Consider the following 18,819-nt stretch of genomic DNA (forward strand, 5'->3'; position numbering starts at 1 on the left):
GCGCAGGCCCCTGTGTGAACCCCGTGAGGCATGATCGAGCCATGACCGTCCCGACCCCGCCCGGCGCACCCATCCGCGTCCTCATCGCCGACGACCAGGAGATGGTCCGCACCGGCTTCCGCTTCTTCCTCAACGCCCAGCCCGACATCACCGTGGTCGCCGAGGCCGCCGACGGCGAGGAGGCGGTGGCGCTGGCGCGGCGGGAGCGGCCCGACGTGTGTCTGCTGGACATCCGGATGCCGAAACTGGACGGATTGGAGGCCACCCGGCTGCTGGCGGGGCCCGAAGTGGCAGACCCGATGCGGGTGGTCGTGGTGACGACGTTCGACCTCGACGAGTACGTGTACGGGGCGCTGCGCGGCGGCGCGTGCGGGTTCCTGCTGAAGGACTCGGGGCCCACCCTCCTCGCGGAGGCGGTCCGTGCCGCCGCGGCCGGCGACTCACTGGTCTCGCCCTCGGTCACGGTCCGCCTGCTCAAACACCTCACCGCCCCACAGGCCGCCACCGCCGCCTCGCAGGCCGTCTCCGCCGCCCCGGCGAAGCCCGCCCCGCCCGCGGAGCCCCTCACCGACCGCGAACTCGACGTCGTCCGGCTGGTCGCCCTCGGCCGTACGAACGCCGAGATCGCCGCCGAGTTGTACGTCTCCCTGTCCACGGTCAAGACGCACCTGTCCAGCGTCCAGCTCAAACTGTCCGCCCGGAACCGCGTCGAGATCGCCGCCTGGGCCTGGCAGCACGGGTACGGGCAGCCCGGCGCGTGACCCGCCGGGCCTCCCGGCCGCGCTCACCCGAACGGGCCGGTGCCGCTGGTGGGCCGGGAGGGCCGATGGTGCGCTGAGGACACATGTCCCGCGTCCTCTCATGTGTCCCGCGTCCTCCGGAGGCCCCGCAATGAGCCGTCGTCCTTCCCGCCCCGTCCGTGTCGTCGCCTCGGCCCTGGCGGCAGGCGCGCTGCTGACCACCGCAGCCTGCTCGGACGACGGGAACGGCAGCGGAAACGGTGCACGGGCCTCGGACGTCTCCGCGTCACCGCTCGCACGGAAGCAGCCGACCTACTCTCCCAGCCCCGCTCTCACCGAGGCCGGCGCCCGGGCCGCGCTGATCACGGAGGCGGACATCGAGGACGACTGGACGCAGGTCAAGGACACCGAGGCGGAGAACTGGCACGACGGTCTGCTCGTCGGCACGGTCGACGTCTCCGACTTCCTCACCGCCAAGGCCGACGCCGCCGACTGTCAGCGGCTCCTCGACTCCCTCTTCGACGACGACCTGCTGGGCCGGCCGTCGGGAGCGTCCGCGCTGCGCGGCTTCGAGCAGGGCGACTCGCGGCTGCTGTACCAGGTCGCCGCCTATGACCGGACCGACCCCCAGGACTCCCTGGACTGGATGGCGACCCTGCCCGAGAAGTGCGACCAGTTCACCGCGACCGACAACGGCGAGGAGCGCACCGTCCAGGTGGTCGAGACGTCGCTGCCCGACGTGGGCGACGCCCGCGAGGGCCTGCTGGTGACGGTGAAGGGCACCGTGGACGACACGCCCGCCACGCTCACCCTTGAGGTCGCCGCCGTACGCGTCGGTGCCGCCGACGCGATCACCGTCACGGCGGGCGGCCTCGACGAGGCCGAGGAGGACTCCGTCAAGGACGCCCTGGAGAACGGCACCCAGCGCCTCAAGGACGTCCAGGCCGGCAAGACGCCCGCAGCGAGCCCCAGCGAGATCGAGTGACACTTCCGGCAGTTCGCCCCGCAGTTCACCGCAGTTCGCCCCGCCGAACGCCAACAGCCGTGTCGGCTCTGCCGATTCCCGGGACAGCGTGATCAACGGAACGGCACAATGGCGGCGATGGCCGGTTTCGGTCGTTCGTGCGAGGAGAGGACGAGTCGTGAGTGATGGCCACACCCCGTCGGGCGGGTCGGCGAAGCTGAACACCGGTGTGGCGCACAACGCGCGCGTGTGGAACTACTGGATCGGTGGCAAGGACAACTACGAGGTCGACCAGCAGGTCGGCGAGCATGTCGCGGGGATGTTCCCGATCATCCGGGACATCGCGCGCGCGGACCGCGAGTTCCTCGGCCGTGCGGTGCGCTTCGTGGCCGAGGAGCGGGGCGTACGACAGTTCCTGGACATCGGCACCGGGCTGCCGACGGCGGAGAACACCCACGAGATCGCCCAGCTGGTCGCGCCCGAGTCCCGGATCGTGTACGTCGACAACGACCCGATCGTCCTCGTGCACGCCCGCACCCTGCTGACCGGCACCCACGAGGGCGTCACCGCCTACATCGACGCCGATGTGCACGACCCGGACGCCATCGTCGAACGCGCCGGGCAGACCCTGGACTTCACCGAACCCGTCGCCGTGATGATGCTGGGCATCCTCAACTTCGTCCTGGACTACGACAAGGCCCGCGAGATCGTGCGGCGCGTCCTGGCCGCGGTCCCCTCCGGCAGCCTCCTGGTCCTGACGCACCCGACCTTCGACTCCGAGCTCGGCGGCGAGGGCCAGATCCCGGCGATGAAGTTCTGGAACGAGAACGCCACGCCGCCGATCACGGCCCGCAGCGGCACGGACATCGCCGCCTTCTTCGACGGGCTGGAGCTGCTGGAGCCGGGCATGGTGTCCTGCTCGCAGTGGCGCGCCCCGGGCTCGCCCACCCCGGTGCCGCAGTACGGCGCGGTGGCCGTGAAACCCTGAGCCGGCCGGGACCACACGGCCGGAACAGACCGACACAGTCCGGCACAGACCGGCGTGGACCGGCCCCCGAGCTCGTCGAGGAGACCGTATGACCACCCTTGCCGACCCCGTCCCGGGAGGACGTCCCGGTGACGTCGATCGGGCCGGCCCGCTCAGCGGCGAGCTGTCCGGGCGGGGTGTGCACGGGGTCGTCCTGGCCTACGTCGACACGGCGGGCATCGGCCGGGCGAAGACGATCCCGACGGCGGCGAAGCTCGCCTCGGCGGCGGCCTGAGCTGTGGACGGTGGTCGACCTGGGACTCCCCGTCCTGCTGCTGTACAGCTCCGACGCGTATGGTCTGGCCGAGTTCCACCGGCTCGGCGCCCCTTGCTCCTGCTCCCGTCCCCGAACCCCGTCAGCCCCGCGACTGAGCGTTCGCAATTCCCGGAAAGTATGATCAAGCAATGTCTGACATGACCGAAACCACGCCCGGCTGGCTGTCCCCCGACGAGCTGGAGATGGCACGCGCGCGCATGCCGATCCTGTACGTCGAGGCCGTGCCCGTGCGCGTCGACGACAGCGGAGAGGTCACCAGCATCGGCCTCCTGCTGCGCATCGGACCGGACGGTACGGTCAGCCGGACCCTGGTCTCCGGCCGCGTGCTGCACCACGAGCGGGTCCGCGACGCCCTCCTGCGCCACCTGGAGAAGGACCTCGGCCCGGTGGCGCTCCCTCGCGTCCCGACCTCGCTGCAGCCGTTCACCGTCGCGGAGTACTTCCCGACGCAGGGCATCACGGCGTACCACGACCCGCGCCAGCACGCCGTCTCCCTCGCCTACGTCGTCCCGGTCACCGGTGACTGCCGCCCCCGCCAGGACGCCCTCGACCTGGTCTGGTTCAGCCCGCAGGAGGCCCTGTCCCTCGCGGTGCAGGGCGAGATGCCGGGCGGGCACGGGGTGCTGCTGAAGCAGGCGCTGGCGCATGTGGGCTGCGTGATCTGACCGCCGAGGGGGCGCGGGGGATGTCCGTCGTCGTGGTCGGCGCCGGAATCGTCGGCGCGTCCGTGGCGTACCACCTGGCGCGCCGTGGAGCGCCGGTGACCCTGATCGACCGGGGAACCGCGCCGGCGACCGGGGTGACCGGCGGCTCCTTCGCGTGGATCGGGGGCTGTGGCGGTGACTGGCCCGGTGGCGCCGAGGATCTGCGGGGTTCGGTACTGGCGGACTACCGGCGGCTGGAGGCCGAGCTGCCGGACGTGGCGGTGCGCTGGAGCGGTTCGCTGGGTGGGGGCAGAGGAGATCAGGGGGCTGGAACCCGGGCTGCGCGTGCCTCCCGAGTGGGCGGTGCACACGCCGTCGGACGGCGGAGTGGATCCGGTGGCGGTCACGGGCGCGCTGGTCCGAGCCGCTCGCGCGCTGGGCGCGCAGGTGGTCCTCGGTGCGCCCGGGGTGGCGCTGAAGACCACCGACAGGCGGGTTACGGGGGTGACCTCGTCCGCGGGATTCCATCCGGCGTCGACAGTGGTCCTGGCGGCCGGTACCGCAGTCCCCGAGCTGGTCGCGCCGCTGGGCGTGGCGCTGCCCATCGGCGTGTCCCCCGCCTGCCTGGTGCGTCTCACGGCGCCGCCCGGGCTGGTGCGAACGATCGTCGCGGGGCCGGATTTCGAGGTACGGGAAGGGCGGAAGGGGCAACTGCTGATGACCGTCCCCCGGCCGTCCGAAGGGACACCGCGCTGCGGCGCCTGCAAGCGGCCTTCCACGGGGCGGACGGCTGCCGTGTCCTGGACGCCCGTGTCAGCGCCCGCCCGCTACCGGCCGACGGCCCACTGCTCGGCCCACTCACCCCGGACGGGTCCGTGTACGTGGCCGTCCTGCACTCGGCCGTCACCCTGGCGCCCACGGTCGGCCGGCTCCTCGCGCAGGAACTCGTCACCGGCGAGGCTGCCGCCGACCTGCGCCGCTGCCGACCGAGAAGCGGCGCCTGAAAGGGGCGGCGGCATTGCGCTGGACCGTGCCTGATGGTCATGCGATGACGGCCCTTGCTGCTGATCCCTGGCCGCTGTCAGTGGCAGCCGTTGGAGTCCGTCCCTCACGTTTCGGGACCCTACGTACAAACAGGGAGTTTTTACGGCAACTGCCGAAAGAACCGAGGACCGGGGAAGGGTAACCGTCTTCTCCATGTGCGGGCCCGTCTTCGGCTACGCAAGCACGATCGTGGATGACCAACAGATCGCCTACGTCGGTCCGCTCACTCCGGGCGCCAATTGGCGCCGGCTCTGGCAGATGGCCGAGCGGTGCCACACCGACGGAGCGTCGAAGTCCAGAAAGGCACAGTGGATCGTCTCGCAGGCGTCGCGTACGTTCATCTGCGGCAGTGAGATGGCCCCGAAGTTCACCTACCTACCCGCAACACGCGGGATGACGCCCCGGCCACACTCACCCTGGCAGGTCAAGTGACCGAGGCGCCTGGCTCCCACCACCATCAGATGAAGGGACCACACCCATGAGGCTAGACGTTCCGGCGACAACGCCGGGACCTGATCTGCCGGGCGGACCTCCACCGGTAAGGCCTCAGAGTCAGCAGAACAAGCCCCGCCAAGGGGTTCTGAACCAGCCCTGGTCGTCCCCCCGCAGGAGAATGCCGGGGCCTGCCCTATCGGGAGCGACCCTGCCTATCGGTGGGCCCGGCCTGCGCAGACGCGGGATATAGAGGCGCGACCATCCCGGTTCCCACGCGGACTGAGCCCAGAACCGACAGAAACCCTCTCAACAGGCTCTAGAAGGCGCTGTTGTTGCAGCCCATGGTCGAGCCGATGTGCTTGCTCTGCCCACCGGCGTTGCCCTCGCCGTTGAGCGCGTTGCCCAGCAGCCCGTTGAGGATGCCGACCTGACCGAGGATGTCGATGTTCAAGTCGTGCGACTTACAGTTGGAGCTCTGCAGGACGCTGAAGCTGTCTCCGCCCTTCTTACCCTTGTCGTCGTGGCTGTCGAGGCCCTGAGCGGTGGCGGTGCCGGCGCTCAGAAGTCCGACGCTGCCGAGGGCAACGACCACGACGGCAGCCTTGCGAAGCTTGTTCATATGTCATCTCCGATGGAGTGATGTGGGTGCGATCCGTGAGAGATCGACTTCGTACGGTCATCGGAGATTAAAATCAGAAGATTCAAATACGTCTCGGTGACACACCGGGATTCCTGATCTCGTGGCGGTCCGGTCAGGCAAACGGCCGGATTCGATGTCCTTTGGCAACTACACTCTCGGCATTACCCGCTGAGATCCCATCAGACAGATCGCCCCGCCCCCGGGCCGGCTCAGACTCACCGTTCCCGCGACTCGCTCTTCTTCGTCGTCGAGAACGCAGCGCCCCAACTGATTGGCCTTGCCACCAGGTATTCGGGGGCGACAAAGGAGCGTGACGCCGCCACCAAGCCCGATCTCAGGACAGCACCCATCAGCCCCTCCACCGACCAGTCCAGCTGAGACAGCAAGCACATCGGACTGGACGCTCGGGTGTGCGAGACCGGTCCAGCGCCGTCAGCCGAGGGCGTCGAGCAACTCGCGCTCGCGCTGCGCGCTGAGGCCCGCGCGCCTTTCCCGGTCCAGCCCCTGCTCGCGTTCCCAGCGCAGCGTGTCGGCCAGCATCTCTGCCGGGGGCCGGTGACGCAGCCCCGCGGCGCGTGCCGAGGACCCGTCCCGGGCCGACCACCCTTCCCAGCCCGGCTCAACCAGCCACATCGCCAGCGATTCGGGCCCCATGTACTGGGCCACGCCGTTGGCGAGCAGCCACGCCGATTCGGCGGTGACCACCGGACCGGTGTGCCCGCCGGCGGCGCGAGACAGCTCGATCCACTCTTCGAACGGAACGACCGGGCCGACAGCGTTGTATGTGCCAGTGGTTCCCGTCTCCGCGCAGTCGAGCAGCCAGGAGGTGAGGTCCCGCACGTCGACCACTTGGGTGGGCACGTCCGGTGTGTCGGGGACCAGCATCGGCCCTCGCGGATCGCGTGCGGCGCGGGCGACCCAGTAGCCGGAACGCCCGCTGTGATCGCCCGGGCCGCCGATGAGCCCGGCTCGTGCGATGAGGAGACGGTCGCCCACAGCGGCCGTCGACGCCTGCTCGCAGGCGACCTTCGCCTCGCCGTACAACTCGCGGTCGACCTCGCTCCGGTCGGTCGGGGCGAGCAGGGCCGCGGACTCGTCCGCCCCCAGCGTGGCGTGGGAGGCGTAGGCGTTGCCGGACGAGACATACACCCAGTGCCCGGCCTTGCTGCCCAGCACGTCGAGCGCTCCACGAACGAAGCCCGGCTGCCATGACACCTCGACGACCGCGTCCCATACCCGGTCGAGCAGGGGCTCGTACGCCGATGGATCACGCCGGTCGGCGGCGACCAGTGTCGCTCCGTCCGCGACTTCTCCGCTCTCGCCACGCGCGAGGCAGGTCACCCGGTGGCCGCGTTCGATCGCCTGCCGCGACAACTCCCGAGCCACCCATGCCGTTCCGCCAAGAACCAGGATCTCCATACCGACACACAAGCACCGGGATCACCGCCCGGCCAGGCGGATTCGCTGACAGCAGATGGCCAGCTGTCAGATCGATCTCCTGGCCTTCGCCAGCGTCGCCTGCACCCTCATCTGCTACCGCAGACTCGCCAAATGAGATGGCTTCTAAGCCTGTTCAAGACGGACAAGCTTCGGCGTGAAGCGCAGAAGCTTATGGAGGCGGCAGGTGTACGCCGGGTCCGCCTGTACGACGCGCGCCATGCCTGTCTGTCCTGGATGGCCAACAACAGTGTTCAGCCAGCTTGGTCCACCAACGAGGCGTTGCGCGAAGTACGTGTCAGCACCAGCGTGCGGACGGTGTCTGGCGGGCTGCCATCCCTTGGGAAGCGTCGCTGACCTGCGGTTTAGTGGGGGGACCATGTCGCCGAGGCGAGCGAGCGCCATGCGCCACGACCGACTGACATGGCGGCGTCGATGCTGCCCTGGAGGACTCGTGGCGGCCCCACTGACTGGGCGCAGGTCGGTGCAGCGGGTCAGGAGCTGACTGAGCGCTTGTCCCCGTGCGAATCGTCACGCACTTCGTCATTCGTGAGAAATTGCGAGATATGAGCCCTGGAAACGATCAAGGGCCCCGTCTCACCTAAGTGATCCAAGGCCCTGACCTGCGACTACGTAGTCCTATAGTAGTCGGGACGACAGGATTTGAACCTGCGACCCCTTGACCCCCAGTCAAGTGCGCTACCAAGCTGCGCCACGTCCCGGTGCCGTCTGACCTGGGGTTTCCCCCGGCCGAACGCGCATGGAAACAATACCGCACTCGGGTCGGTGGTCGCGCACTCCTTTTGTCCGGGGCGCCCGGGGCACCCGGGACACCCGGGGCTGCCCGGGGTGTTCGCGGCGTCCCAGGGCGGATGATCAGTCGCCGGTCGGCAGACCCAACTCGGGGTAGGCATCCAGCAGGCGCGACGGGGCGGCCTGGCGCCAGGAGTCGGCAAGGATGTCGCGCAGTTCGTCCTCGTCCTCGACGGCGGCGAGCCGGACCCGCACCCAGGCGAACTGCGCCTCGTGGTCGGCGATCCAGAACTTCTCCGGCTCGGCCAGGACGAGTTCGTCGCGCTCCTCCTTGGGGCAGCGCACCGCGATGGAGCTCTCGTCCTCGGGCAGCGTGGCGAACATCTTGCCCGCGACCCGGAACGTGGGCATGCTCCAGGCGATCTTCTCCGTCGTGTCCGGCAGGGAAAGGGCGATACGGCGTACGTCTTCGGCATCCGGCATGAGAGGCACGGTAGCGGCCGGCACTGACAATCACCTGGTGAGAGGGGCCGGTCTCTCTCCCCCCGCGAGACAGCCCCCGGTAACGGACCCTAGAAGCTGAAGTTCATGAATGCCCCGTGGCCGCGCTCGGCCGCCGCGCCGAAGAACTCGACCAGTCCCTCGTAGGCGTGCTCGAGCCAGCCGAGCTCGCCCTCGGGGTCGATTTTCCACGTGTTGGGGTACACGGCGTCCTTCGCCATCCGCTCCGGGTCGTAGTGGGCAGCCAACCGCTCCCACGGAGTTGCCCCCAGCTGCCGGGCCAGGCTCGCTATTTGTTCCGCGTCCCACCCGAACAGAGTGCCGTCCTCCAGGATCATGAACCCGTCCATCAGGAATTCGAGAGGCACCTCCGCCTCGTCGAACAGGAACTGGAGGCCGCCCCAAGCCTTGTCCGGCCCGCCGAAGGGGCGGTCCGGGGCCGGGAAGTTGTCGCCGTCGTACAGCTGGTCGACGTATTCCTCGGCCCAACTCGGCTCCCGCTCCGCCCTGGCCAGCTCCTCCGTCGTCGCGCTGATGAACGAGATACTCACACCCATGCCAGGCAATCCCCCTTGGCGTACCGCTTGTTCGACCCTTTGGGCCCTTTGTCGATCAACGACGGGGAGTGTTCCACGCGGCACTGACAATCGGGCCGCTGCGCTGACAGTCGGGCGACCGGTCACAGGTACTTGTAGTAGATCGTCGTGGGCCGCAGCACTCCGGCCGGGCTCGCCGCGTAGTCGGGGATCACCCCGGCGCGGGTCCAGCCGGCCGAGTCGTACAGGCGCTCGGCGAGGCTGTCGGTCTCGGTGTCCAGGTGCAGGAGGGTGACACCGGCGCCGATCGCCGCCTGCTCCGCGGTCGTCAGGAGCCTGCGGCCGAGGCCCCGCCCCCGCGCGTCCCGGTGCACCATCAGCTTGACCAACTCGGCGCGGTGGCGGCTGTTCGGTTTGTCGGGGAAGTCCAGGCTGACCGTGCCAACGGTTCGCCCACCCTCCTGCGCCACCCACACAGCCAGCCGCCCGGCGCCGACGCCGGCCGCGCGCTCCTTCCACCAGGCCATGGCAGCCGTACGGTCGAGAGGCGCGAGGAAGCCGACGGAGGCACCGTCCTGCACGGTGTCCACCAGCAGGTCGGCCAACTCCTCGATCCTGTCCAGCAGTTGGGCCTCGTCCAGTCGCGTCACGATCACGGCAGCACCACCGCCAGCAGGTACCGCACCGCTCCGGTCCCCGCGCACCGGAACCGCGTCGGCCCCCACACCCGCATCCGCAAACAGTCCCCGACGCCGAGATGGTGCTCGACCTCCTGAACCGTCACGTCGAGCTCCCCTTCCAGCACCCAGATGTGCTGCTCCAACCCCGGTACGGGCGGCCTGTCGTACGCGATGTCGGCGCCCGCGGCGAGCTGTCCCTCGACGAGTTCGGCGCGCAGCCCGGCATGCGGCGGCGACACCGAACGGCGTACGAATCCGGAGGCGCGGTCCTCCCACACCGGCTGCTCGGCCGCCCGCACCAGCAGCGCGGGCTCGGACTCGACCTCGCTGAGCAGTTGGGACATGGTCCGGCCGTAGACGTGACACAGGCGGTTCAGCAGCGAGGCGGTGGGGCTGATCTCCGCCCGCTCGGCCCGGGACAGGGTCGACCGGCTGATGCCGGTGCGTTCCGCCAACTCGCCGAGGGACCAGCCATGTTCGGAGCGCAGCTCGGCCAGGCGGGCGCCAAGGCGGGTGTCGACCGTGTCGGGGACTCCACTATCGTCCATCTGTTTCACATCCGGGATGTTATCCCAGATATGAAACGACAGTGTTACGGGAGGCTCACTCCCCCGCCACGTCCCCGAGCGCGTCCAGCACCGGCCGGATCAACGGGTGCTCCTCGGCACCTCGCCGCACGGCCGCGAAGACCCGGCGCGTGGGCGCGACCCCGTCCACGGGCCGTACGACGACGCCCGTGAGGTCCATGCCGCGCAGCGCCGAGCGCGGTACGAGCGCCACTCCCGCGTCGGCCGAGGCGAGGGCGACGACGGCTCGGAAGTCGTCCGAGGAGTGTTCGAGGCGGGGCTGGAAGCCGGCATTCTCGCAGGCCAGGACGACCACGTCGTGGCAGGGGTTGCCGGGGTACGGGCCGATCCACGGGTCCTTGGCCAGTTCGGCGAGCGGGACCTCGGCCGCGTCGGCCAACCGGTGGCTCACCGGGACGACCGCGTCGAAGGGCTCGGCGTACAGCGGCACGTGGGCCAGGCGCGGGTCGTCGGCGGGCGGCGCCCCCCGGTACTCGACGGCCACCGCGATGTCGACCTGCCGGTCCAGCACCATCGGCAGGCTGGCGTCGCCCTCGGCGTCCTGGACGCGGATGCGGATGCCGGGGGACGTCATGGCGAGGCGGCCCACCGCCGGCGCGACGACCAGGGCGATGCCGGTCGCGAAGGAGGCGACCGTGACCGTGCCTGCCGCGCCCGAGCTGTACGCCGCGAGCTCGGCTTCCGCCCGCTCCAGCTGGGCGAGGACGGCGTTGGCGTGGCTGAGCAGGATCTCGCCGGCCGGGGTCAGCCGTACGCCCTTGGCACCGCGCTCCACCAGGCGGTGGCCCGTCTCCTGCTCGAGGGCGGTCAGCTGCTGGGAGACGGCCGACGGGGTCAGATACAGCGCGGCGGCAGCCGCCGTCACCGTACGGTGGTCGGCCACCGCACGGAGTATGTGGAGCCGCCGCGCTTCGATCATGGGATCGATTATCGCAATATGTCAGGGCCGGTCGGACGTCAGGCTTCCAGTTCCGCCCGGGCCGCGACGAAGGCATCGACGGCACGGTTGACGTCGTCCGTCGAGTGCGCGGCGGACAGCTGGACGCGGATGCGGGCCCGGCCCTGCGGCACGACCGGGTACGAGAAGCCGATCACGTACACGCCACGCTCCAGCAGCAGCTCCGCCAGCAGGCCCGCCTTGGCCGCGTCGCCGATCATCACGGGCGCGATGGCGTGCTCGCCGGGAAGGATCTCGAAGCCCTCCTCGGTCATCCGGCGGCGGAACAGTGCGGTGTTCTCGTTCAGCCGCACGCGCAGGTCGTCCGCCGACTCCAGCAGGTCGAGGACCTTGAGCGAGGCCGCCGCGATCACCGGGGCGAGCGTGTTGGAGAAGAGGTACGGCCGCGAGCGCTGGCGCAGCAGGGCGACGATCTCGGCGCGGGCCGCGACGTAGCCGCCGGAGGCGCCGCCGAGTGCCTTGCCGAGGGTGCCTGTGATGATGTCGACGCGGTCCATGACGCCGTGCAGCTCGGGCGTGCCGCGGCCGCCGGGGCCGACGAAGCCGACGGCGTGCGAGTCGTCGACCATGACCATGGCGTCGTAGCGGTCGGCGAGGTCACAGATCTCGCGCAGCGGGGCCACATAGCCGTCCATCGAGAAGACGCCGTCGGTGACGATCAGTCGGCGCCTCGCGGACTGTGCCTCCTTCAACTGTCGCTCCAGGTCGGCCAGATCGCGGTTGGCGTAGCGGAACCGGCGGGCCTTGGACAGGCGGATGCCGTCGATGATCGACGCGTGGTTCAGCGCGTCGGAGATCACCGCGTCCTCCTCGCCGAGCAGTGTCTCGAACACGCCGCCGTTGGCGTCGAAGCAGGAGGAGTACAGGATCGTGTCCTCCTGGCCGAGGAAGGCGGACAGCCGCGCCTCCAGTTCCTTGTGCACCTCCTGCGTGCCGCAGATGAAGCGGACGGACGCCATGCCGTAGCCCCAGCGGTCGAGGGCCCCGTGGGCGGCGGCGATCACCTCGGGGTGGTCGGCGAGGCCGAGGTAGTTGTTGGCACAGAAGTTGAGGACCTCGCCCGGGCGGCCGCCCGCGGTCACGTCGACGGTCGCGGACTGCGGGGTGCCGATCACACGCTCGGGCTTGTGCAGGCCGGCGGCGCGGATCTCGTCGAGGGTGGCGCGGAGGTCGTCGCGCACGGAGTCGAACATCGGACAGCTCCTGAAGGTGCTCGCGGTTGGGGGGAGTTGCACAGATCGGGGGGTACGCGCGGTTACGCGGACCAGTCGAGGATGACCTTGCCGCCGCGGCCGCTCGCCGCGTCGGCGAACGCCGCCTCGAAGTCGCGGTAGCCGTACCGGCCGGTGATCACGGGGGCGAGGTCGAGGCCGCCCTCCAGCAGGACGGACATCGCATACCAGGTCTCGAACATCTCGCGGCCGTAGATGCCCTTGATGGTGATCATCGAGGTGACGATGCGGGCCCAGTCGACGGGGAACTCCTGCGCGGGCAGGCCGAGCATGGCGATCCGGCCGCCGTGCGTCATGTTGGCGATCATGTCGCGCATGGCCTCGGGGCGGCCGGACATCTCCAGGCCGATGTCGAAGCCCTCGCGCAGGCCGAGTTCGCGCTGCCCGTGGGCGATGCTCGCCTCCGACACGTTCAGCGCGAGGCTCACGCCCACCTTGCGCGCCAGTTCGAGCCGTTCCTCGCTCACGTCGGTGATCACGACGTTGCGCGCGCCCGCGTGCCGGGCCACGGCCGCCGCCATCAGGCCGATCGGACCGGCGCCGGTGATCAGGACGTCCTCGCCGACCAGCGGGAACGACAGCGCGGTGTGCACGGCGTTGCCGAACGGGTCGAAGATCGCGGCGATGTCGAGGTCGACGGGCACACGGTGCACCCAGACATTGGTGGCGGGCAGGGCAACGTACTCGGCGAAGGCACCGTCGCGGCCTACACCGAGGCCGATGGTGGCCCGGCACAGGTGGCGCCGCCCGGCGAGGCAGTTGCGGCACTTGCCGCAGACGAGATGGCCCTCACCGCTGACCTGGTCGCCGATGGCGATGTCGGTGACGTCGCGGCCCGTCTCCACGACTTCGCCAACGAACTCGTGGCCGACCACGAGCGGGGTGCGGATCGCCTGCTGGGCCCAGCCGTCCCAGGACCGGATGTGCAGATCGGTGCCGCAGATCCCGGTGCGCAGCACCTTGATCAGTACGTCGCCGGGTCCGACGGCCGGTTCTGGAACGTCCGCGAGCCAGAGCCCGGGCTCCGCCTTCTCCTTGACCAGCGCCTTCAACGCTACGGCTCCTGAGGGTGAGTCCCGGCTGCGGGCCGCGGGCATGCCGAGGGAGCCCGCAACCGGGGAGAGGGGTGGAATCGCGTAGCAATCTGCCGTACGACGGCGCCCCGGTCCATCGAGGATTTCTTAAGCGGCGCCACAGCTTTCCTTCACGCCCTCGGCCGAGGTACGGCGTCGCTGTGCCCGTCCCCCGATACACGCCCCGGACCGGTCGGCCGGCAGATGACCGGCGGTCGACCGTCCGCCGTCAGAGCAGTGGGAGCCCGTCGACCTCCCGTCGCTCCAGCCGCGTGATCAGGTCTGCCGCCGATGCCTTGATGGTCTCCAGCCCCGCCCTCCCCCACGGCCGCGGCTCCACATCGACGACACACACCGTGCCGAGCACCATCCCCGTACTGTCGATGAGCGGTGCCCCCATGTAGGAGCGGATGCCGAACTCGTCGACGATCGGATTGCCGGCGAAACGCGGATAGTCGCACACGTCCTCCAGGACCAACGCCTTGCGTCGCACGACCACATGGGGGCAAAACCCATGGTCGCGCTCCATATAGCGGCCCAGCTGCGGCTTGGCGTCATCGGAGCGCTCAAGGGTCACCCTGTGCCGCACATGCAGGCCTGCGAAGAACTGCCGGTTCTCGTCGATGAAGTTGACCATGGCGTACGGCGCCCCGGTGAGGGCGGCGAGATGGTCCGCGAAGACGTCGAGGGCCGGGTCCGCGTGCTCGCCCAGGCCCAGGCTCAGCAGTCGACGTGCGCGAGCGGGGGCCTCCTTGTCCTCGGGGGTGAGCAGCAGGCGAGCGATGGGGCGGGGTGGGCCGTAGCTCATGGGCGGATTCCGTCGCTGTGGGCGTAGGTCATATGCGGCTCCGTCCTGGTGTGTGCGGGTGTCACATGTGGGCGCCGTGGCTCGGCGCGTGTGCCGGCGTGTGCGCGATGAGATGCCGGACGAGTGTCAGCAGGGTCTGGACACCGGAGCTGGAGATCCTGGCGTCACAGCGGACGACGGGGATCTCCGGGTCGAGGTCGATGGCGGCGCGGACCTCCTCGGGGTCGTACCGATAGGCCCCGTCGAACTCGTTGATCGCGACGATGAAGCCGAGGCCGCGCTGCTCGAAGAAGTCGACGGCGGCGAAGCAGTCCTCCAGGCGCCGGGTGTCGGCGAGGATGACCGCGCCGAGCGCACCCTCGGAGAGTTCGTCCCACATGAACCAGAAGCGTTCCTGTCCGGGCGTGCCGAACAGATACAGGACATGTTCCGGGTCGAGCGTGATGCGGCCGAAGTCCATGGCGACCGTCGTCTCGACCTTGTTCTCGACGCCCTCCAGACTGTCGGTCGCGGCGCTGACCGTGGTGAGCAGTTCCTCCGTGCTGAGCGGCGCGATCTCGCTCACCGCGCCCACGAAGGTCGTCTTGCCTGCCCCGAACCCTCCCGCCACCAAGATCTTCAGCGCGGTGGGGAACGGGTCAGAGCTGTCGTCGTAGTCCATCGAGCACTGCCTCCAGAAGAGCCCGGTCTGTCGGGTTGTGGTGGAACTCGGGGGGCTTGGTGGTGAGCGCCCCGCCGTCGACGAGGTCCGACAGCAGCACCTTGGTGACCACAGCCGGCAGCTTCAGGTGGGCGGCTACCTCGGCGACCGAGACGGGGGCGCGGCACAGGTCCAGCGCCTGCTCGTGCTCGGGGCCCAGGTAGCCGAGGGGGGTCGCCCCGGTGGCCATCACCTGCGACATGAGGTCGAGCACGATGGTGGGCCGCGTACGGCCGTTGCTGACCGTGAAAGGGCGCACCAGCCGTCCGGCCGCCTCGTCGAGCCAGGGCCCGTCGCCGGCCGCCGTCACGTTCAAGGCCTCATCGCCGACGGTTCGACGGAGTGCTGCCGTGGTGCGGTGACCAGGTAGGGGCGGACGCTCTTGACCAGCATCGCCATCTCGTAGCCCAGCACCGCCGCGTCGGCCTCGCGGCCGGCCAGCACGGCGAGACAGGTGCCGGAACCGGCCGTGGTCACGAAGAGCAGCGTCGAGTCGAGTTCGACGACGACCTGGCGCACGTCCCCGCCGTCGCCGAAGCGGACCCCGGCGCTGCGGCCGAGGGAGTACAGGCCTGAGGCCAGGGCGGCCATGTGGTCGGCGCTGTCCGGGTCGAGGCCGTGAACCGACTTCACGAGCCCGTCGCAGGAGAGGAGTACCGCGCTGGTGGTGTGCGGTACGCGCTGCACGAGGCCGCTCATCAGCCAGTCGAGGTCGGAGACATGGGCGGTCGGCGCTTCGCTCGCCATGATGGATCGACTCCTTGAGGTACGAAGGTCAGCGGGAGCGCTGGGGGTGGGGGTGGTCTTCCAGGCGGACTTCGAGCTGGTCAGGGGCATGGTCATCCGGCTGGTGCGCTCCCGTCGTGCCGGGTGGTGTGGTCGGCGCCGGGCGCGGACCCGGGGTGCGTCTCGGGTGTGTGGGTCGGGTCCATGGGCGATACGTCCATGGGTGGCCGGCGGGTCATGGGGGTCACGTCGGTGTGGAACGCATCCAGGGAGGTCGGGCGCAGGTGTGTGGGCTGCGGTCGACCTGTGTCGAGGCTCGTCGGCTCCAGACGGATCGGCGCCGGACGCACGGACTCCAGACGGGTGGGTTCGGGGGGTGCGGGGTCCAGGCGTGTCGGCTGCGGGTCGGGTGACCTCATGTCAGAGGTCGTGTGCGGTGAGCGCATGTAGAGGGATGCGGATGTGGAGGCTGTCGGCTGTGCGGTGGACGTGTGTTGCGAGTCCATGTGGCCTGCGTCCATGTGGCCCGCGACAACGTCCATGTGACCCGAGACCATGTGACCCGCCACCACCTGGCCAGACGAGGCGTGCCCCGACAGCGTGTGCCCTGACACCGTGTGCGGGGCGTCCATGTGGCCTGCGCCCATATGCCGCGCATCCATGCGCCCTACATCCGTATGCAGCGCACCCATGTGCCCGCTGCCGTGCCCTGGTTCTCCGCGTCCGGCTTCCCCGCGCCTCAACTCCTCGGCCCCGTCGGCCATGTGCCCGCCGCCCATGTGCTCGCCATCCATATGTCCGGCTCCCATGTGCCCGGCGTCCATCCGGCCGGCCTCCATGTGCCCGGCATCTACGTGCCCAACCTCCACATGCCCAGCCCCCGCGTACCCGGTCTCCACATGCGCCGCATCCGTATGCGCCGCATCCATGTGCGCCGCCTCCATGTGCTGCTGCGCCTCCGCAAGCCCGACCCCCCGTTGGAAGGCCGCCATCAGCCCCGGGTCATGCCCGGCGAGGCAATCGGATTCCTGGCGCGGGGCAGGGCCTTCGCGGAGTTGGGGGGCGATGTGTTCCTGGGCCCGGCGACGGGGCAGTTGAGGCTTGTCCATGGTGCCGCGGACGGTGTTGTTGCGCGGGGTCGGCGGTGTGACGGAGTTCTCCGCGACGAGCCGGCGTTCGTCGGGCCTGATGCCGGGCACGGCCTCCGCCGGGTTGGCACGCCCCTCGTGGGCACCGCGCACGGGCAGGGGTGCCGGTCCGCTGCCGTTCGTCCCGGGTGCCGCACCCCTTGCACCGGCCTGCGGCTCCTGCCGACCCGGCGTCCCCGGCGCCGCCTCGGTCGCACCCCGCAGCCCGCCATGCTGCCCACCCCACTGCCCGCCCTCCGACGCGGCCGGCGCAGCCGATCCGGGCTGGCGCTGCTGCTGGGGCGGCACCGGCGCCGACGCCTGCTGCGGACGGGCCTGCGCCGGGGAGTGCGACGGTACGGACCTACCCGCTGCCCCTTGCGGCGGGGCGGGCGGCGGCTCCTGAGCCTGCGCCTGCGCCTGCGCCTGCGCCTGCGCCCGCACGACACCTCCACGCGCCCCCGGTTCCGCCCCCAGCAACCCCTGCGGCACCACGAGAACGGCCTGGACACCGCCGTAGATATTGGTCTGCAGGCGCACATGGATGCCGTGCCGCTTGGCGAGCTGCGACACGACGAACAGGCCGATGCGCCCGTCCGCCAGCAGGCTGGCGACGTTGACCTGGTCGGGGTCGGCGAGCAGGGCGTTCATACGGTTCTGCTCGCCGACGGGCATGCCGAGGCCACGGTCCTCGACCTCGACGGCGAGCCCGGAGGTCACGAGGTTGGCCCGGAGCAGCACTTGGGTGTGCGGGGCGGAGAACACCGTGGCGTTCTCGACGAGTTCGGCCAGCAGGTGGATGACGTCGGCGACGGCGTGGCCGCGCAGGGTGCCGTCGATCGGCGGCACGAGCTTGACCCTGGAGTACTGCTCGACCTCCGCGATGGCCGAGCGCAGCACCTCGGTCATGGAGACCGGATTGCTCCACTGCCGACGGGAGACGGCGCCGCCGAGCACGGCGAGGTTCTCGGCGTGCCGGCGGATGCGGGTGGCGAGGTGGTCGACGTGGAAGAGGCCCTTGAGCAGGTCGGGGTCCTCGATCTCGTTCTCCAGCTCGTCGAGGATGGAGATCTCGCGGTGCACGAGCGACTGAAGACGCCGGGCGAGGTTGACGAAGACCTCGAGCTTCTGTTCGCTGCCTGCCTGACTGGAGAGCTGGGAGGCGTGGACGACGGCGGTGACGGCCCCGTCGTGGGCGCGGGCCAGATCGGCGGCGAGCAGTTCGAAGTCGTCGGCGCCCTCGGGCGGACCGCTGCGCGTCTTGCGCTTCGGCGGCCCGTCGCCGCGCCGCAACGCCTCGACGAGGGCCCGCAGATCGGCCTCGCCGCGTGCGCTGCTGCGTCGCAGTGCGCCGATGCGGTCGCTCACGGACTTGGCGGTGCGGTTGGCGGCCACTGCGGCGATCAGGATGCCCGCGAGGGTCACCGAGACAGCGCCGGCCAGCACCCCCCACAGGGTGAGGCTCGGCCGCGCTCCAGTGGTGCGCACGACGAACAGCACTGCCGCGCAGGCGCTGAGCGCCACCGCGGTGGGCGGCAGCACGGCCAGGCGCAGCAGTTGGGGCCGTATGTGGGTCTCGGGCAGCGCTGGTGCGGTGCGGGCGGCCGGGCGCCCGTGCCGCCCGCCCTCACGGCGGTCTGCGCGTGCGGCCGGGGCGCGGAGTTGAGACATCGGGGTCCTCAGTACTGGTCCGTCGGTCGGGGCCTTGGGGTGCGCGCGGGTCTGCGCGGGCCGGGGCATGCGCCATCGCGATGTCGGTCGACAGAGCCGACGAATTCGGCTCCGTGTCGCCCAACGGACACTGACAGTAGTCGCCTCCGCATCATGTGCGGTGGGCAGTTGACAAAGTCCGGCAGGCAGCGTCCCGCTCTGGTATGAGGTCTCGTACGACAGACCGATAACCCGCTCCACGGTTCGCCCACAAGGAGCG

Annotated in this window: 19 protein-coding genes, 1 tRNA gene and 3 pseudogenes; 8 read left to right on the forward strand and 15 right to left on the reverse strand. The window is 70.2% G+C overall.

The annotated features are described in order from the left end of the window. Positions 1-41 precede the first annotated feature (41 nt). The 8 genes and pseudogenes from EHO50_RS39970 to EHO50_RS40000 all read left to right on the forward strand — a co-directional run bounded on the left by EHO50_RS39970 (position 42) and on the right by EHO50_RS40000 (position 5,128). Complete coding sequence (locus EHO50_RS39970; RefSeq protein ID WP_128436765.1) at positions 42-761, forward strand: response regulator; 720 nt, start codon at positions 42-44, stop codon at positions 759-761. Positions 762-891: 130 nt separating this feature from the next. Then, on the forward strand, positions 892-1,725 hold the full coding sequence (locus EHO50_RS39975; RefSeq protein WP_128436766.1) for a hypothetical protein: 834 nt from the start codon (positions 892-894) through the stop codon (positions 1,723-1,725). Between the two features lie 157 nt (positions 1,726-1,882). Next, positions 1,883-2,692, forward strand: coding sequence for an SAM-dependent methyltransferase (locus EHO50_RS39980; RefSeq protein WP_128436767.1), 810 nt, complete (start codon positions 1,883-1,885; stop codon positions 2,690-2,692). A gap of 88 nt (positions 2,693-2,780) precedes the next feature. Then, positions 2,781-2,963, forward strand: a pseudogene (locus EHO50_RS39985) (glutamine synthetase); the annotation flags it as partial. A 182-nt stretch (positions 2,964-3,145) separates the two neighbouring features. After that, positions 3,146-3,673: an NUDIX hydrolase family protein gene (locus tag EHO50_RS39990; protein ID WP_164905088.1), complete on the forward strand. Its 528-nt coding sequence runs from the start codon at positions 3,146-3,148 to the stop codon at positions 3,671-3,673. Positions 3,674-3,693: 20 nt separating this feature from the next. Next, a pseudogene (locus EHO50_RS39995) lies at positions 3,694-4,228 on the forward strand (NAD(P)/FAD-dependent oxidoreductase); the annotation flags it as partial. 299 nt (positions 4,229-4,527) lie between these two features. Next, positions 4,528-4,656, forward strand: coding sequence for a hypothetical protein (locus tag EHO50_RS45730; RefSeq protein WP_281288309.1), 129 nt, complete (start codon positions 4,528-4,530; stop codon positions 4,654-4,656). Positions 4,657-4,849: 193 nt separating this feature from the next. Further along, positions 4,850-5,128, forward strand: coding sequence for a hypothetical protein (locus EHO50_RS40000; protein WP_128436769.1), 279 nt, complete (start codon positions 4,850-4,852; stop codon positions 5,126-5,128). Positions 5,129-5,447: 319 nt separating this feature from the next. On the opposite strand, the gene EHO50_RS40005 is transcribed toward EHO50_RS40000, so the two are convergent. The 15 genes and pseudogenes from EHO50_RS40005 to EHO50_RS40080 all read right to left on the reverse strand — a co-directional run. Beyond that, positions 5,448-5,750: a hypothetical protein gene (locus EHO50_RS40005; RefSeq protein ID WP_128436770.1), complete on the reverse strand. Its 303-nt coding sequence runs from the start codon at positions 5,748-5,750 to the stop codon at positions 5,448-5,450. Positions 5,751-6,203: 453 nt separating this feature from the next. Next, positions 6,204-7,190: an NAD-dependent epimerase/dehydratase family protein gene (locus EHO50_RS40010; RefSeq protein ID WP_128436771.1), complete on the reverse strand. Its 987-nt coding sequence runs from the start codon at positions 7,188-7,190 to the stop codon at positions 6,204-6,206. Between the two features lie 666 nt (positions 7,191-7,856). Then, positions 7,857-7,930 (reverse strand) — tRNA-Pro (locus tag EHO50_RS40020). A 154-nt stretch (positions 7,931-8,084) separates the two neighbouring features. Then, on the reverse strand, positions 8,085-8,444 hold the full coding sequence (locus tag EHO50_RS40025) for an MmcQ/YjbR family DNA-binding protein (protein ID WP_164905083.1): 360 nt from the start codon (positions 8,442-8,444) through the stop codon (positions 8,085-8,087). A gap of 89 nt (positions 8,445-8,533) precedes the next feature. Then, a complete protein-coding gene (locus tag EHO50_RS40030; protein WP_128436774.1) occupies positions 8,534-9,019 on the reverse strand; it encodes a YfbM family protein in 486 nt (161 codons plus the stop codon). Positions 9,020-9,141: 122 nt separating this feature from the next. Further along, a complete protein-coding gene (locus EHO50_RS40035; RefSeq protein ID WP_128436775.1) occupies positions 9,142-9,654 on the reverse strand; it encodes a GNAT family N-acetyltransferase in 513 nt (170 codons plus the stop codon). Further along, the gene (locus EHO50_RS40040) at positions 9,651-10,226 is read right to left on the reverse strand and encodes a helix-turn-helix domain-containing protein (RefSeq protein WP_128436776.1); all 576 of its coding nucleotides are present in this window, start codon (positions 10,224-10,226) and stop codon (positions 9,651-9,653) included. The genes EHO50_RS40035 and EHO50_RS40040 overlap by 4 nt, the downstream gene beginning before the upstream one ends. A 55-nt stretch (positions 10,227-10,281) precedes the next feature. Further along, positions 10,282-11,184: a LysR family transcriptional regulator gene (locus EHO50_RS40045; protein WP_128436777.1), complete on the reverse strand. Its 903-nt coding sequence runs from the start codon at positions 11,182-11,184 to the stop codon at positions 10,282-10,284. A gap of 38 nt (positions 11,185-11,222) precedes the next feature. After that, a complete protein-coding gene (locus EHO50_RS40050) occupies positions 11,223-12,416 on the reverse strand; it encodes a glycine C-acetyltransferase (RefSeq protein ID WP_128436778.1) in 1,194 nt (397 codons plus the stop codon). A gap of 62 nt (positions 12,417-12,478) precedes the next feature. Then, positions 12,479-13,507 carry an L-threonine 3-dehydrogenase gene (gene tdh / locus EHO50_RS40055; protein WP_128436779.1) on the reverse strand — a complete coding sequence of 343 codons (1,029 nt, stop codon included), beginning with the start codon at positions 13,505-13,507 and terminating at the stop codon, positions 12,479-12,481. A gap of 250 nt (positions 13,508-13,757) precedes the next feature. Then, positions 13,758-14,336: a GAF domain-containing protein gene (locus EHO50_RS40060; RefSeq protein ID WP_128436780.1), complete on the reverse strand. Its 579-nt coding sequence runs from the start codon at positions 14,334-14,336 to the stop codon at positions 13,758-13,760. Between the two features lie 61 nt (positions 14,337-14,397). Beyond that, positions 14,398-14,997 carry a GTP-binding protein gene (locus tag EHO50_RS40065; protein WP_128436781.1) on the reverse strand — a complete coding sequence of 200 codons (600 nt, stop codon included), beginning with the start codon at positions 14,995-14,997 and terminating at the stop codon, positions 14,398-14,400. Further along, the gene (locus tag EHO50_RS40070; RefSeq protein WP_128436782.1) at positions 14,975-15,346 is read right to left on the reverse strand and encodes a DUF742 domain-containing protein; all 372 of its coding nucleotides are present in this window, start codon (positions 15,344-15,346) and stop codon (positions 14,975-14,977) included. The genes EHO50_RS40065 and EHO50_RS40070 overlap by 23 nt, the downstream gene beginning before the upstream one ends. A 2-nt stretch (positions 15,347-15,348) precedes the next feature. Next, a complete protein-coding gene (locus EHO50_RS40075; protein WP_003996239.1) occupies positions 15,349-15,783 on the reverse strand; it encodes a roadblock/LC7 domain-containing protein in 435 nt (144 codons plus the stop codon). Positions 15,784-16,787: 1,004 nt separating this feature from the next. Then, positions 16,788-18,560: pseudogene (locus EHO50_RS40080) on the reverse strand (sensor histidine kinase); the annotation flags it as partial. Between the last annotated feature and the right edge of the window lie 259 nt (positions 18,561-18,819).

Origin of the sequence: Streptomyces cyaneus (genome assembly GCF_004028635.1) — a bacterium.
Classification (GTDB): domain Bacteria; phylum Actinomycetota; class Actinomycetes; order Streptomycetales; family Streptomycetaceae; genus Streptomyces; species Streptomyces cyaneus.